The organism is Leptospira sanjuanensis (genome assembly GCF_022267325.1).
Classification (GTDB): Bacteria; Spirochaetota; Leptospiria; order Leptospirales; family Leptospiraceae; genus Leptospira; species Leptospira sanjuanensis.
Genome location: NZ_JAIZBG010000002.1, coordinates 202,649 through 217,188, shown reverse-complemented (window position 1 = coordinate 217,188; position 14,540 = coordinate 202,649). Strand labels below are relative to the sequence as shown.

General features: G+C 45.3%; 16 protein-coding genes. 11 read left to right on the top strand and 5 right to left on the bottom strand.

The genetic code is table 11. The annotated features are described in order from the left end of the window. Positions 1-28: 28 nt before the first annotated feature. Positions 29-376, bottom strand: a complete 348-nt coding sequence (gene tnpB, locus LFX25_RS19010; RefSeq protein WP_118966397.1) for an IS66 family insertion sequence element accessory protein TnpB — start codon at positions 374-376, stop codon at positions 29-31. Continuing rightward, positions 367-654, bottom strand: coding sequence for an IS66 family insertion sequence element accessory protein TnpA (gene tnpA, locus LFX25_RS19005; protein WP_118966454.1), 288 nt, complete (start codon positions 652-654; stop codon positions 367-369). Before tnpA ends, tnpB begins: the two co-directional genes overlap by 10 nt. Positions 655-1,119: 465 nt before the next feature. Between tnpA and LFX25_RS19000 the strand changes: the two genes are divergently transcribed. The 8 genes from LFX25_RS19000 to LFX25_RS18965 all read left to right on the top strand — a co-directional run bounded on the left by LFX25_RS19000 (position 1,120) and on the right by LFX25_RS18965 (position 6,750). Beyond that, positions 1,120-1,455, top strand: coding sequence for a hypothetical protein (locus LFX25_RS19000; protein WP_238731829.1), 336 nt, complete (start codon positions 1,120-1,122; stop codon positions 1,453-1,455). Next, on the top strand, positions 1,446-2,165 hold the full coding sequence (locus tag LFX25_RS18995; protein ID WP_238731828.1) for a hypothetical protein: 720 nt from the start codon (positions 1,446-1,448) through the stop codon (positions 2,163-2,165). The genes LFX25_RS19000 and LFX25_RS18995 overlap by 10 nt, the downstream gene beginning before the upstream one ends. Positions 2,166-2,178: 13 nt before the next feature. Next, a complete protein-coding gene (locus tag LFX25_RS18990; RefSeq protein ID WP_238731827.1) occupies positions 2,179-2,859 on the top strand; it encodes an LA_3478 family PerA/PerB upregulated protein in 681 nt (226 codons plus the stop codon). 59 nt (positions 2,860-2,918) lie between these two features. Then, positions 2,919-3,482, top strand: coding sequence for an LIC_10705 family lipoprotein (locus tag LFX25_RS18985; protein WP_238731826.1), 564 nt, complete (start codon positions 2,919-2,921; stop codon positions 3,480-3,482). 38 nt (positions 3,483-3,520) lie between these two features. Beyond that, positions 3,521-4,909: an LIC10707 family hydrolase gene (locus LFX25_RS18980; RefSeq protein WP_406600554.1), complete on the top strand. Its 1,389-nt coding sequence runs from the start codon at positions 3,521-3,523 to the stop codon at positions 4,907-4,909. A gap of 32 nt (positions 4,910-4,941) precedes the next feature. Then, on the top strand, positions 4,942-5,625 hold the full coding sequence (locus LFX25_RS18975; RefSeq protein WP_238732077.1) for an LA_1694 family PerA/PerB upregulated protein: 684 nt from the start codon (positions 4,942-4,944) through the stop codon (positions 5,623-5,625). Beyond that, the gene (locus LFX25_RS18970) at positions 5,625-6,260 is read left to right on the top strand and encodes a hypothetical protein (protein ID WP_238731824.1); all 636 of its coding nucleotides are present in this window, start codon (positions 5,625-5,627) and stop codon (positions 6,258-6,260) included. The genes LFX25_RS18975 and LFX25_RS18970 overlap by 1 nt, the downstream gene beginning before the upstream one ends. A gap of 223 nt (positions 6,261-6,483) precedes the next feature. Continuing rightward, the gene (locus tag LFX25_RS18965; RefSeq protein WP_238731823.1) at positions 6,484-6,750 is read left to right on the top strand and encodes a hypothetical protein; all 267 of its coding nucleotides are present in this window, start codon (positions 6,484-6,486) and stop codon (positions 6,748-6,750) included. 2 nt (positions 6,751-6,752) lie between these two features. Here LFX25_RS18965 and LFX25_RS18960 read toward each other — a convergent pair whose 3' ends face one another. Beyond that, positions 6,753-7,847 (bottom strand): helix-turn-helix transcriptional regulator, encoded by a 1,095-nt coding sequence (locus LFX25_RS18960; protein WP_238731822.1) that lies wholly within the window; start codon positions 7,845-7,847, stop codon positions 6,753-6,755. A gap of 415 nt (positions 7,848-8,262) precedes the next feature. On the opposite strand from LFX25_RS18960, the gene rpmG reads away from it, so the two are divergent. From rpmG to LFX25_RS18945, 3 genes are all read left to right on the top strand, one after another. Further along, complete coding sequence (gene rpmG / locus LFX25_RS18955; protein WP_002998847.1) at positions 8,263-8,427, top strand: 50S ribosomal protein L33; 165 nt, start codon at positions 8,263-8,265, stop codon at positions 8,425-8,427. Positions 8,428-8,444: 17 nt separating this feature from the next. Further along, positions 8,445-8,900, top strand: a complete 456-nt coding sequence (locus LFX25_RS18950; protein WP_238731821.1) for a TraR/DksA family transcriptional regulator — start codon at positions 8,445-8,447, stop codon at positions 8,898-8,900. A 159-nt stretch (positions 8,901-9,059) separates the two neighbouring features. Then, positions 9,060-11,123, top strand: a complete 2,064-nt coding sequence (locus tag LFX25_RS18945) for a hypothetical protein (RefSeq protein WP_238731820.1) — start codon at positions 9,060-9,062, stop codon at positions 11,121-11,123. On the opposite strand, the gene LFX25_RS18940 is transcribed toward LFX25_RS18945, so the two are convergent. Beyond that, positions 11,106-12,494: a PrsW family glutamic-type intramembrane protease gene (locus LFX25_RS18940; RefSeq protein WP_238731819.1), complete on the bottom strand. Its 1,389-nt coding sequence runs from the start codon at positions 12,492-12,494 to the stop codon at positions 11,106-11,108. The two genes, LFX25_RS18945 and LFX25_RS18940, sit on opposite strands and share 18 nt — an antisense overlap. 43 nt (positions 12,495-12,537) lie before the next feature. Further along, positions 12,538-14,433, bottom strand: a complete 1,896-nt coding sequence (locus LFX25_RS18935) for an LruC domain-containing protein (protein ID WP_238731818.1) — start codon at positions 14,431-14,433, stop codon at positions 12,538-12,540. Positions 14,434-14,540: the final 107 nt, after the last annotated feature.

Here is a 14,540-nt window from a genome sequence, read left to right as displayed (position 1 = left end):
ATACTTTCTTTTCTTGAGTCAAACATTTTCAACTGACATTCTTGTATTTTAGTTTCTTGTGCTCTTTGAAAAAATCGATCCCATTCAATAGCCAATGAAACCTTTCAACGGGTATTTTATGCACTTCCTCCTCTGAGTTCGGCCACGGGAATTTACTCTCTTCCAGTCTCTTCTGCCAAAGGCAAAACCCGCTCTTATCCCAGTAGAGCATCTTCAGTTTATCTTTCTTGCGATTGCAGAAGAGAAAGACGCTCGCCGAATACGGATCTTTTTTCATCTTTCCTTCTACGATTACAGAGAGCGTATTGATCGATTTCCTTAAATCCGTCGCCCCAGGTCGAAGATACACTTTTCTGTTTCCGGGATTTAACTCCATCGTCCTAAACTAAACTGAACGTTTACTTGGAGCGATGCCTTCCCCGACGTATCTATCTTTAGGGTCAAAAATTCGGCTTCTACCAATGACTGAGAATTTGTCGAGGAAGGAGGAATTTCTACAAAGTCGTTCTTCTCTGAATGCTTAGAACGTCTCTCCCAATGATATCGAAACGTCGTGTATTTGAGGTGTCTTTCTTTACAATACTGAGGCTGGGAAAGTCCACTCTTTGAAAAGTCATCAAACTCTTTGGGCCAATCTATTTTCGTTTTTTTCATCAAAGACAGTTTACAACATTTATACGATTAGAAAAAGGTGCGGTTGTTTAGGCGCTTACACTCATACGGCGTTTCTTCCGGAACATTCTATGTTGCTTCTTGCGTTCTTCGAATTCTCCGTCCAATGATCCCGACTTCGTAGGAGATCCTGCAAATGATTCGAGAAAGACAGAGAGTTTTGCCGCCAAACTTTGAGTAGATCATCATCATCGTCTTCTTCTGTTGAACGCAACTTCGTGGGAGATCCCACAAATTTCGAACGCAAAACGAATTCTTTTCCTCAAACTGAAGCAACGCAGATCGAAACTCCGGCCGGATCCTCTCCTAATCTTAAACTCACAGAAGCCATATTTTTGATATAAAAAACAAACTAACGAACTTTTAATACAAATATGTCTTTAATTTTTTGCTTCGGGAATACATTCCTCAGAAGATGTCAAAAGAACGTTACTCGAGCTCTCCCGTATGAAATTAAATCAGGCAATTTTTCTACCGATTCTGATCCTATCCGTTTTCTGCAATCTTCTGTTCGTATATCAGAATCTAAGCCAAACGAGGAACGTCGCGACCCCGATCCCCGAAGCGGCGGATTGCAATCCACAAAAGAAAGATTTTCGAGAAAGCGTATCGACCGCGGAAATTCTCCCGCATCCGCCCGATTTTCTCGAAGGCAAAAAAATCCGATTCTTTTCCTACACAACCCGCAAGGCAGAAGGCAAGAGATGGATTCTCTTTCAGGAAAAAATCGGAAATCGCAAAAAAGAAACCAAAGTGGACGCAGAGGCGGTTCGATGGTTTTAAAAAATACCGCGCGGATCGTCCTCTTTCTGCTTGTCGTCTGTACGGCCACGGACACTTTTTCGGAGAACGCAAATCCTTCCCCGTTTCGCACCGGAATCCTTCTTTTAAAGGACGGCTCCGCGTTTTCCGGAGAAGTGGGGGAATTCCAAGAATATTATTTTATCCGAAATTCTAAGATCGGAAAAAAAATACCGAAAGAACAAATCGTCGATTTTGTCTCCGAAGAATATTATAAAAATATAAAGAATTCTTCCGCGTTTCGCAGCGCGTGGGAATCGCTTCTTTATTGGAACGCATCGGCCGACGCTCAATGGAAAGGTTTTCCGAACGAAAGCGTCGCTCCGAACGGACAATTCGAGAATTCATACACCCTCTGGGTCAAAGTCGGGCTCGTCCTTCTTACCGCCGCGGCTTATGTCGATACGAATCAGCAAAATCAATCCTTAAAAAACTCTTATTCGGGTTTCAACGATAAGGAAAAACATACATTCCAGAATTCTTATACAAGATATCAAACCCTGGCCGCGATTACCGTCGGTTTTTTTACGTTCACGACGATCAAGGCATACGTTCGTTTCGGAAAAAACGAAACCTACAAAGACTTACAGATACAAAACCGGGAATTGAAACCGATCGGAGAAGGAACGGATACGCGATCTTCCTCCTTCGGAATTCCCGCAATTCAACTCGGCATTACACATCACTTTTAAAGGAAGATCGGACATGGATCAAAACCGAAACATTCAATCTCTAAAATATTCAATTTTTATTATATTTCTTATCGTCTGCTCCTTCGCGACCGCAGCCTGCATCAAACCAGGCTCGGGCAAGCTTCCCCCTTTGTTCGCGTCGAATGTGACCCCGTATTCTCCCTCCGACCTGGGCATTCCTACGCCGACGCCGGATTCACCGTTGGCGACATTGCCCGCAATTTCGGATAACGAGCGCGCTTCGATCGAAGAAGCTTTTCGGATGATGAACGAAAACGGCCAATTGGATCAAAAGTTCGTAAAAGAATCTTCTATGGCTTCGAAAGACGTTTTATTCAATCGCCCTTTGTCCGATTCCGAACTGGAAGCCAAAGTGGAGGCGGAACTCAAAGGCCAATCGGTTCCGACTCCCACCTACGGAACCGAACAGCAAATCTTACAGCAAGAAAGCCAAGCGGCGGATGTTTTTTACGGAAAGGTTGCAAACGATCTTCCGGGTATGACCGTGCCTCAACTCATCAAGGTTCGGGAGAACTTTACGTTGAGCTTGGTTATGATTCGGTTTATGATGGATTACGGAGATCCGGCAACCGGCATCCCTACATCGTTTCTGATCATGGCAAGAGAAAAGGCCGTGGCGATCCGGCAGAAGGTAAACTTGGAATTGATCAAACGCGGAGTGAAAAATTTATGAAGTCTTTTCTCTTCGAAAGAATTTTCCCTTTGTGGCAGCCCTATTCGATCGGAATTCTTATGTTGAAACGAATCTTTATTTTAATCATCGCGTGCATGTTAAGCGCTCACTGTGATAATCTAAAACAGGAAGACTTCGATCGAGGTACAACCGCAGGCATCGATAATAATTTCTTACTTACGTATGGGTTTTTCTTTATTGCTCCGAATCTTGACTTCAATCAATTCTGTCCTCCCACAGATCAGATTCCGATCCTAGAACCCGGAACGTACACAAGGTTTATGCAGGCGGGGGATACATTTATTTTTGATAATCGAGCAAGATTGAATGCTGGTGGCAATCCGAACGTTGCTAGTGGCGCTTCAGAGTATTTTACTTTCATAATCCAAGAATCCGCCGGACAAAACGTGAAATTAGCAAGCCCATATTGTGGAAACAGTCCTGAAGAATACAAAGCTGATGATGATTCAGGACTCTCCGGACAATTAGAAACTCTTGATTTAAGATTAAAAATTCCGCCATTACCCCAAAGAAGATTAGGTTTTTTCTCAAAAATAACGGCAATGAGCGGCTCAGGCAATATTACTTTCACTACACCGACAGCGCAAGACCCTCCACAATAAGGAAATCAAAAATGAATATTCAAACAAACTGTATTTTAATGATATCTATTCTCTTTTTAAATTCATCTCTCTTCGCCGATAAAAATAACTTTAGATATATTTTACCGGATCTGAATCATTCCTATGATTATCTTGTTAATCAAACAAACTGCAATACTCAATTCGATGATTCTAATCCTGAATCCTTTGAGCCGGACAAAACATTTCTCACATTGTATGGGGACAGCCTAGGAGATTTTGTGGACGAAGGCGCATACGGCTATTTCGGTTGGGATAAATATCTGACTCTCATGAATTTTGGTGTTTCCTGGAATGTACAAAACTTAGCGCACGGAGGATTTACAACAAACGATATTTATTATTTTATTCGAGATTGTGCAAACAAACCGGAACAACGTTTCAATTTCAAAACCGCACCCAACGTCGCCTTTGAAATCGGAGGAAACGATTTCTGGCATAACTCCATCATGCTCACCTTCATGCCTTGGAAGTTTAGCGCCGTAGTCGGCAGAGTTTCCTTCAATACCAAGTCGATTTTGTATCAACTCCGAAATCCAAGAAGAAACAAAAATGTCTTGGTAATGGGAAATTTTCCCAATCTCTCTTACAGCCCGACACTCGGAAATACGAACAATTACTTCACGCCGCTCGCAACCCATCCCGACGGAATGTTCACCTACAATATGAGTAAACTACACGAAGAACAAAAAAAGGCAATGTATGAAGAAGCCCAGGCAGCCGCGATCGCCGTGTTGCCGTTCGGTTGGTTGGGACTATTGTATATTCCGATCGATATGAATGAATTACACGGAGATTTCGTACAAGCAATCATCGGAGTCAAACAGGCATACAACAACGCCTTGGCGACGGTTCAAATCCAAACCGGAATCGTAGAATTAGAAATGCTGCATATACAAATCAAAAACTCGGGCACCTCGCCCACGAGTCAGGACGAATGGTATTGGCTGTGGCTGCATACGATCAAAAACAACATCAGTATGGTCACAAGCCTGGGAATGTTCTTTTCACAGGGGCCGTTAGAACAAACCGCCGCGGAGGTGAACTCAAAATACGGAAATGTTCATTTTTTACCCATGTATCATCTTTTTATTCGGCAAAGAGACTGTTTTGAATTCGGTCAGTGTTGGGTCGCCAATCCCTGGCTGTATCAGGATCAAGTCGGACATTTGAACTACATCGGATACACGGTTTGGGCGGGGGCATTAGCCTCCAAAGTGACTCAACTGGATTGGCACAATTCGTTGAGAAACGGACCGCCTCTCTTTAACGGAGCCGTATCCATTCCCGGAAACGATACGGTGGTCACCCCTTTGCCGGAAGAGCAAACCCCTCAACCCGTAGAAGTCCAACCGGAACCGATCGACATTCTTCTTTTGATTTGTCTCTTTACCGGAAAGTGCTGGTGACGTTTCGTAAGTTCGTGCCCGTTACGCTCGGGATGATCGGGGCTTTCCTATCTCATTGTATTCAGGAAAACGCATCCAATCCCAGCCTCCAACTCGCCTTGATCGAAAGACAGTTGCATGTAGTGCCCAAGCCGGAAGTTCCGGATGTGAAAGCATGTCTAGTCAATACGCAAGTCGCAGGAAGAAATATCACGACCTGTTACGAATTGGAAAAGGAAAGATGCAATCTCGATTTTTTCAATAATATCAAAACACAGACAACGCTTCAAAATAGAAGGGACGATCTTACGTTCATCAGTATCAACTTCTCCAATTGCGCGGCGGGAACTGCGCCCTTATTCTTAAAGTATTCCAACCTTCAACCGCCGGTTTCGATGCTCTGGAAAGACGCGTTCGGATTCGACGGAGCCAACACCGAATCTCAGTTTCAATTCACCAATCAGAAAACGTGCAATGGACTCGGACTCGAATCCGGTCCTTTTGTTTCGGGGAGTTTTTCACGTCTGTTAAACGGAAACGAGCTGTCCCAACTCAACGGCTTGGAAGCCGAACTAGCGTTGATACCTCAAACAACCGCAACCTGCATGAACGACTTAAACTTCAGTGCGGAACTGATCAACCTAACGCAGAATATAAAAAACGGGACCTTCCAAAAAGGAATCACCTGCTCCTATCAAACCGGCTCCGGGTATCCGATTTGTCCTTGGAGCATCTAATGTATTCTAAAATACTAATTCGATTTTTTCTCGTCTGTTTTTCGTTCGGTTGTTCTTCAAACAAGATCGAAGAACCCGTCGCCGAAAACTACGTTCCTTATTTATTTTTGACGACTGCAAGCCTGCCTTGTCCTCCGAGAGAATACGCAAATCCTTGGAGTTTTTCCGACTCGAGCGGGGATGTCAAAGCCGGCTTTTTAAATGTGTCAACGGATGGAATAGGGCATCTGGATTTGATTTCGGGAAACATACAGGACAATGCAACTCACGTTCAATTCACCTTAACCCTCGGCAATATACCGGAATCGATCGGAGTCAATACGAACGGGAACGTTTCCGAACCCGAGTTCGAATGGACATATCGGTTTCAAGCGGAGAATTCTTTTAAGATCGGAATCGTACACGTTCCGAACGGAAGTCCCCAAAACATTCCCTTCCGAAACTTGAACGTTTTCGTCTGGCAAAATCTTGAGTTTATGGGAGGATGCGGAAATCTGAATGTACAGGGAAATACCGCGGGATGGGTTTGTGAAAAAAATACGATCCCAAGTTTAAACGAATTGTCTAAAACAAAAACAATTTCGGTCGAAGTTACAAGTAAAAACAACGGTATTCGCTACTCCGATTGCAATTGACCTCCCTCCTTCCATTCCGTTTTTCGTATCGATCATTCTCTTTTCGTTCCTAAAGAATATTATTTTCTCACGCGAAAAAGAACCCGCATCCTCCGTTATAAATCCTATAAACCAAAAAACATGACAAATGTAACGAACCGAAATTTAAAACCGTGACAGCTGGGCGTTGAACGAAGTTCCTCCGGGAGTTACAATCGATTCAAAAAGAGATGGTTAGAATCAAATGTTTCAAACGAATCGAATCGCGGCCTTGCTTTTGTTCGTCGGATTGAGCGCAAACGCTGACGACTTGAAAGCGAAAGAAAACGGAACCGCGGTCGTGACCGCGTATAAAACGATAATGGACGGCTCCGCAAAAAAATCCGTCTGTATGAACGAAGCAATGATCCGAATCATACAACTCAACGAGAATGCGCGTGAATCAAAACCGGACTCTCTGAAAAAGAACTGCGTTTTTTGTCATACCGATTCGGCAAAGGCTTCGTTTTAAAACTAAGTCGTAATTCGATCTTCCTTCCGTTTGGAAAGAAGAATTGTCAATCTCTGCAATTGATCTTTAGCGGTGGATTTGGATTCGGGCAGTACCTTCGCATAAATGTTCTTCAGATGATTTCTCAACGTTCCGTTGGAAACGTTCAAGATCAGCTGAATAAAGGTTCTGCTGTGTCCCGCCTCCAGCAATTCGCAAATTCGGATCTCTTGTTTGGAAAGTCCGAATCCCTCCAAATTGAATTCCTGCCTAGGAAGAATGGAATCCGTTCTAAAAGAATGAAACAAAAGAAAGGAAATAAAGGAACAGGCGCAAAAAGCCGCAATTGCAGTCACGTATAACTCGCGATAGGCGATAGACCTCAAGACAGGCCAAAACAACATTCCTATCGTGACTCCCACCGCGATCGAAATCAGAATGTTAGCCAGGATACGCCAGAAACCGAAACCTGCCGCATTGTACCGATTCAAATAAACGGCAAGAGTTACGGAAAGCGCGGCGTCCGCAACGGGATGGAGCGGAGGCAAGTTGACACCGTGCATGGGAAAAAAATTCGCAAAGAGAGCGAACCACCACAAGAGAAAGACGCCGACAAAAAAGTTCCGCTCAAAGAATACGTTCCATTGAACCGGTCGAACAAAAAGATAAATACAGACGCTAAGGGAAAGAAGATGAATTCCTGCCCCCAAAGCCGCGCCGAACGGCGAGATCATCGGCGATAAACCGAAGGATAACATTCTAAACTCGACGATAAATAAGCGAGGCATCGAAGAACAAAGAAAATCGACGACTACTGCGGCGATCAAAACGATCCAAGTATAGACATTTAGAATTTTCCTGCCTGTGGAAAAACTGGCCATCCCGACAAGTATGGGCGAAAGTAAAAAGAAGGAATGACATTGAAAAATCCACCAAGCCAAGGACGTCTCTTCGTTCATAGAAAGGCACATGGCGGCAGTGCTAAAATTTTGAAATCCGATCGCCAGATAAAACGCGGTCATCAACTTATGAAAGGGATGGTCCCTCCGTACGTTTTCGATTAAACAACTTACGTTGGCGATTGCCGCCATGATCGGTACTACGAAAAAAATTTCCAAGATTGTATCTGTTCTGAAACGGTAAAATGGGAAAAGGAAATCGAACTGTTCTAGTTAGTAATAACTCAAATGGACGAAGTTTGGGCCAGATTTTATTTCATTTTTCACGGGGATTTTCAATGAAGCGATCTCCCCCGTACAAGGACGGTTTCCGTCAAAGCCGCGGCCCAAAGTAATGGAATCCGATATTCCGATTGCCGTTCAAATATCCCCAAATTCCAAAAACCTTTTCTTTTTCGAGAATTTTCCCTAATCCTCCTTGATTTTTCAGCCCTCTCCCATTTTCTAGCAGAATACAACCTCCAGTACGGCCGTTTTTGGGGTTTTCTTTCCAAATTTTCAAACAAATTGGACTGAAAGTGCGGGTTATCCCGTCTACTGATGAGGAATTTATTGAAATCGAGACAGTAGCGCCATGAGAGAAATTATCAAGCTCGTTTGTCAGGAACCAGGCTGTTCGAAAGGAAGAAGTACCTACCTTCTTACTAAGAACAAGAAAGCCAAAACTGAAAAATTGGTTACTAAAAAGTTCTGCAAATTTTGCAGAAAACACACCGAATACAAGGAAACTAAGGTCTAAGATTTCCAGGTAACAGGATGACTGCAAAAAAACCGGCACCGGCATACGACAAAAAAGCTCTTCAAGAAATTTCAGAGCTCCTCCTCGAGAGAAAAAACGCTCTCTTGGAAAAGTATGCCCATTGGGAAGACAACAGCAGACCGTCCGGCCTGAAAGAAATGGGCGATATCGCCGATATCGCCTCGGAAATCAACGAAGAGACCTTAAGTTCGGTTCTTTCCGAAGCGGAAATCGAAACGATCCGCGAAATTGATGTTGCTTTAGAAAAAATCGAAGACGGCACCTACGGAATCTGCGAAGGAACCGGTAAAAAAATTCCGATCGCACGCCTGAAAGCGATCCCATGGACTCGCTACACCGTGGAATATGCGGAAACGCTTTCGAAAGGAAAGGGATTCTCGCGCAAAAGCAACGCTGGAAGTCTTACCGGCGCTTACAAAATCCCATCCGACATGGATTCGATGGACGACTGAGTTCGTTCTTCGATTCGATCTTTTAGTTTCAACCTCTCATTTTATCTTCCTTAAGGAATTGTTCACCTTCTTATAAGAAGAAGTTCAATTTTTCGAAAGACGGATTCAAACGCATTTTTCGATTGAAATCTGAATCTTTTTACAAAATCGTCTTTATTCGTGCCCGGATTATTCAATAAGCTCAGACCCCTTCGAACTCCCACGTTTTTCGGGCTCATTCTTTGCGCCTTTGCCTCTTATCTTTTGTTCCGCGGTTTTCTTTTTGTAAGAGCGACAGAAGGAGCGGGCGTCGTCGCGATCGGAATGATCCAATTTTTATTCGGATTCATTCCCAATCTCTATCATCGCAAGCCGGGAAGAATGTTCACGATGGCCGGAGCCCTCGTGTTACCCGGAATTCTCTACGATTCGACGGTGATTTGGAGTTCTTTGAGCGGATTGTTTACCGGTGCGATCTTCGGAATTTTTCTAAGACAATATATTTCCACGTTTCACTCCCAAACGGTAAACGAAGAAGATCCGATCTTCCGTTTTTTTTACATCAACCGTCCTTATAAATCCGCTCTTCCGTTTTATCAGAATCCGAAAACGGGAATTCTTCTTTTCTTGGGCTTGCTTTTGTTAGAGCGCTTTTTCGTTTATTTCAACGCTCCTCCGTTCAAGGGTTTCGGAATTCTGGATACGGTTTATCTTCCCGGAATCAGTTCAAGATACGCGTTCGGACTCAGCTTGGATTTTATCGGTTCCTGGATGCTTGCGATCCTCTACTTTTTAGCGGAAGAAGCCTCCTCTCACGAAAGCGATTCTCCCGTTAAGTATTGGAGACAAGGTCTCTTTGCGGGAGTATTTTTGAATATTCTACTATTCTTAATTCAGGGTTTGACAAAACATTCCGTGATTCCGTTTACTCCGATGTGGAACGGCGAATACGCGGTCGCCGGTTTTCTGGTCGATACCGGTTCCTTGGGCTGGTTGTTTCCTCTTTTGATCGCGTATTTCTTCCATTATCTTCATTCGAAAGGCTGGAGAATTCCCACAAAGATCGTTTTGAGTCTGGGTTTGATTCTCCCGTACGCGATTTTAGGAACACACTTCAGCGCCGGTTCTTGGATTCTACTTTCCATTCTTTGCATATACTCGTATTCGATTTCTTACTTTCCAAAAATCCGGAACCGATGGTGGAAATGGTCTTACGTTCCCGTTTGTGTGATCGTTTTTATCGCGTTCGTTGTCTTGATCGTTTGGATGGGTTCCTTTCCGTGGGCCTACGAGCCCTGGCAGGAATTCCATCAGGCTTGGGCCAAGGGTTACCGCGGACCGGCGGGTAGTCTGATTCGATTTTTAGAACTCTATTGGGGAGAAGGTTGGATCCAAACCAGATCCGCTTGGAACTGGGTCAAACAATCCGTTTGGATCGGAAACGGAGCAGGAAGTTTCGCATTGAACTGGATCGATTCAAGGTCCACAAACCCGGTTCCCGCGGGAGGAATCCGAGAACTCGGATTGAACTCTTTCGTCTTTTTGTTCCACGACGGAGGGATTCTTTTTTCCGTCGTATTCTTCGTTTGGGTCGGTTTGGAAATCGCGCTCCGCAATCACTGGAAAATCGTTCTTCTTCTTTTGCCGATCGTTTTCCTGTTTATGCCTTGGACGGGAACCGGCGGAGTCGCCGCATTCTTCGTTCTGTGGCTCATCACGTCCTCCAATCAACCGGCGAGGCAATTGCACAGAGCGATCGGGGGAGGGTTTAACCTTTTCGCGCTCCTTGCGGGAACTTTCGTGCTTTTTTACGCGTTAGTCGGAATCGCTCCGAATCTGCGCGGTCCCGAGTTCCGTTATTCGGAATTGAAATCCTATCAGTTGATGGCAAAGCGGGCCAACCTCGTTCAAAACGGAATTCGTTACCACGAGTTTTCCTCCGGAGCAACCTGGGTTTTGGCAAGCCGAGCACCGATCAACCTGCGCGCCTTTGTTCCCGCGGACAAAAAACTTTCCAAAGAAGACAAGGTTTACGTTCGTTGGGCGTTTCTCGGACCGGATTGGATCGAGATTCAATCCAAAACTCTTCCGTTGTTTTCAAGCGCGAGCGCGGTCGGACTCGCGGTTCCGGATCGGGCCAAGTATTTGAGAGCGGAAGTTCTTTCCGGTTCTTTTTTCGGAACCGGCGCGGAAGAGTTCGGAGTTTTTGCGGAAGACTTTGACGGTTTAAACAGGGTGCGCTGATCCCGGATGCGAGATCTGATGAATCAGGTTTTGCAGTTGTTGTTTTGCTCGAACCGAAAATCTCCAGATCAATAATTTCCAAGGCGGTTTTACGAAGATAAAAACGGCCCCGGGTTCGAACTCGGGATCGTCCTCTCGCACGTTCAACCAAACCGGAATCGCAAGTATATTCGGAAATTCTTTTCCTGCGACGTAGAACGTCACGTAAACTCGATCTCCGATTTTCAAGGTCTTTTCGATCGGCGAATAAAATCCCTTCCCTGAAAGAGAATACGCCAAGGAATGATATTCCCGTTCTTCCTGAACGATGGATACGGCGATAAACAAAGGAATCCGCAGTATTCTTTCCCGAAAAAATTTGGGATTGAGAATTCCTCGGAACAACGTCAACACACAAAGCCAAATCGGATAAATCAAAAACAAACCGATGAATTCCGAAGTCCGAATTCCTCCGAGTAAAACGGGAATTCTTTCCGGAAACATTCGATAAATCGAATATAATGCGGCCGGCACTACGATTAAAAAAACCGAAACCGCGATTTTCCCGCGGGAAAGATTTCGGAAAAACGGAATCGGAACAACTTTCGAAATCTGGCTCTGACTCGATCGCATCCAGGAATCGTATCGGGTAAACTTGGAAACCACCGTATAATCGTCCCGAAACAAACCGATGGATTGAAGCACTTCGATCGGAATCATGTTCTGGGAAACCGTAAGAAGATATTCCAAAATCAAAAATCCGGCCGCGAGAATGAACGGTAACAAGGTCACGTAGTTTCCGTCTATGAGCAGAATGTAATTGAAGGTTCCGTGGAGCAGAAAACAGCCTGCGAACGCGTAAAACAAAATCAGAAAATTAAACGAAGAAGGACGGGAATGATAGTATTGCATCACCGCGTACCCGTAGATTCCCCCGGTAAACGTATGGATCGGAAGGGAGGTGACCGCGCGTAAGAACAAAGGCCAGAACTCTAAGATCGGGGCATAAAGAAGATTCTCCACAAGCCCGAAAGAAGCGCCTAACGTAAGTCCGAAATAAATCCCGTCCGAAGTATTATACAAAGATTTCAATCCCTTAAAATACCAAAGGATCACGACGAGCTTCGGAACTTCTTCCAATAGGGAAGAACCTTGAAAGGCCCGGTCGAAATAGGAATTCTCATCCAAATGAGTTTGAATGAACAACTCGGGGAAAATCGCAAGTCCGACCGTTAGAACTCCGGAAAAGATCGCGGATAAATCGAAACTGACTCGGTTCGGATGATAGTAGGTATTGCGGTAGAAAAACCAATAAAACCCGGCGGCGGAAACCGCCGTGCCGAATTTTACAAGGGTGAGGAAGAATTCTTCGAATCCTAAGAAAAGGAACATACTCCTCTTTAATATCGGAATATGCCCCCTTTCATTTGATCGATCAGGCCCTGGAAAGCGTTCTTCTTTTCAAAAGATACGCCGCTGTGGCGCCCGCAGCCATCAGCAGAACCGCGACCAAAATCGCGTTCCTTTTCACGGACAGCAAAAGGAATCCCATCAGACCGGAATCGTCCGGAACCGGGAATACCTTCGCTTCGTTCGTGATATGTTTATACCACTCTTTGTAAGAGGTTCCGTTGGAAGCCACCCAAAGGTTGAATTCCTTGTAACCGGATTGGGATTCCTTGCGGATGTCCAAACCTTCATACGGATATTTCCAAACTCCCGGAACGAGGATCGCCCAAGGAAAGCGGTTGGAATCCAAATACTTGTCCGTTCCGTCCGCATTCTTATACAATCCCGGAAAGTGGATCTCTTTTCCTGTGTTTGTTACCTTGATGAAAATATCGTACGGATAGTTTCCGAGCTTGGTTTTTTTCACGGGAGAATCGAATTCGATTTCAATCGTTGCGATATGACCCGGTTTAAATACGCCTCCCGGATTCACGTTCGGATTGGAAGTGGTCTTGTTCGATTCTTCGTGAATCTGAAGTCCGGCCGTTAAGTCCGCTGCAGATACTGCTTTCGTGCTGGAAGCGGTGACTTCTTTTCCGTCTTCACGCACCACTTTTCTGGTAAATTTTGCGCCCGTGCCTGCGACGAGTTTGATAAAGAACGTGTGTTTGTATCCGGCTCCTCTTGCAACGTGCTGATACGTTCCTCTGAGTCGAATCACGTCGCCCGCTGCGTTCAAGTCTACTTCGTTGTGCATTTGGATCACGTAGTCGTTTAAGTCCGCGTCTCCCGCACTCGGATACAAGTCTTCAAACGCAACGGTACTCACACCTTCCGCAGGCGTGCGGATCATGGAAGCGCGAGTCGGGTCTTGAGGATACGCGTCCAAAGAATCGGGAATTCCGTCCTTGTCCGTATCGGCAGGCGGTGCGTTTACAACCGGAAGAAGAACTTCGTATTTGATCTCTCGGTTGATACCGATGACGTTGATGAGATTGATGATGTTGGAAATGGATTCTCCGTTTGCAGTGATCTCGAGAGTGATCTGACCTACGGAAGTCTCCACTGTGATCGTTCCGGAAACTTTTCCAGCGCTGTCGGAAATTCCTTGGAACAGGATATTTCCCATGTTGTCGGAAACGATTACGGTCGCGCCCGATACTGGCTTGGATTGTTTATCGGTTACGATCAGATTCAAAGGAATGGTCTGGACCGTGTTGTATGTAAACGGAGGAGTTCCTACTTGGTCGTTCACGGTAATCACACCGGTTACGTCCGGAGCGGAGGAACCGCCGGAAGAAGAGCCGTTGCCCGCATTCGGATCGGTTCCCGGTTGAGAAGAACCGTTGGAGCCGCTTCCCGAATTGGAAGAAGAACTTCCGTCGTTGGAAGAAGATCCGCCGGAAGCGACGTTGTCACCGGAATTAGAAGAACCGCCTGATGTGGAAGTACCGGAATCTCCCGAACTTCCCGAAGTAGAACCGCTTCCGGAAGAAGCAGAGGAATCTCCGCTGCCGGAACTTCCACCGCTTACCGCATCGCTATCGCCGGAGGATGAGCCGGTTCCGGATGAGGAACCACCGGATGCGGAAGAACCGCTGTCGGAACTATTCCCCGAAGAAACGGGGGACGGTGGAGTATTTGTCGCGTTGGTAGGATAAACTACCGTATTATTTCCCGTGGTATTGTCCACAATGACAACCGTTCCACCGTTGGAAGCGGACGCGGTTTCGGTGGCGACGCCCGATTGTCCGTTTGCAGGAGTAGAACTACTGGTATCCTGATTGAGCAAAGATAAAAACGGCCAAAGCGCGCCTTTTTTTTTGCCGTTACAACCGACTGCAATGCTTACCGCGAGCAGTATAAACAGAATCTTCTTCATGATCCCTATATCCTTTTTTTAGTTAGAATAAAAGACGAAGAGTACTACATATTAAATACTATTCGGGTTTGAAATTATAGGGGATTTTTCCGATTTCACCAATGACT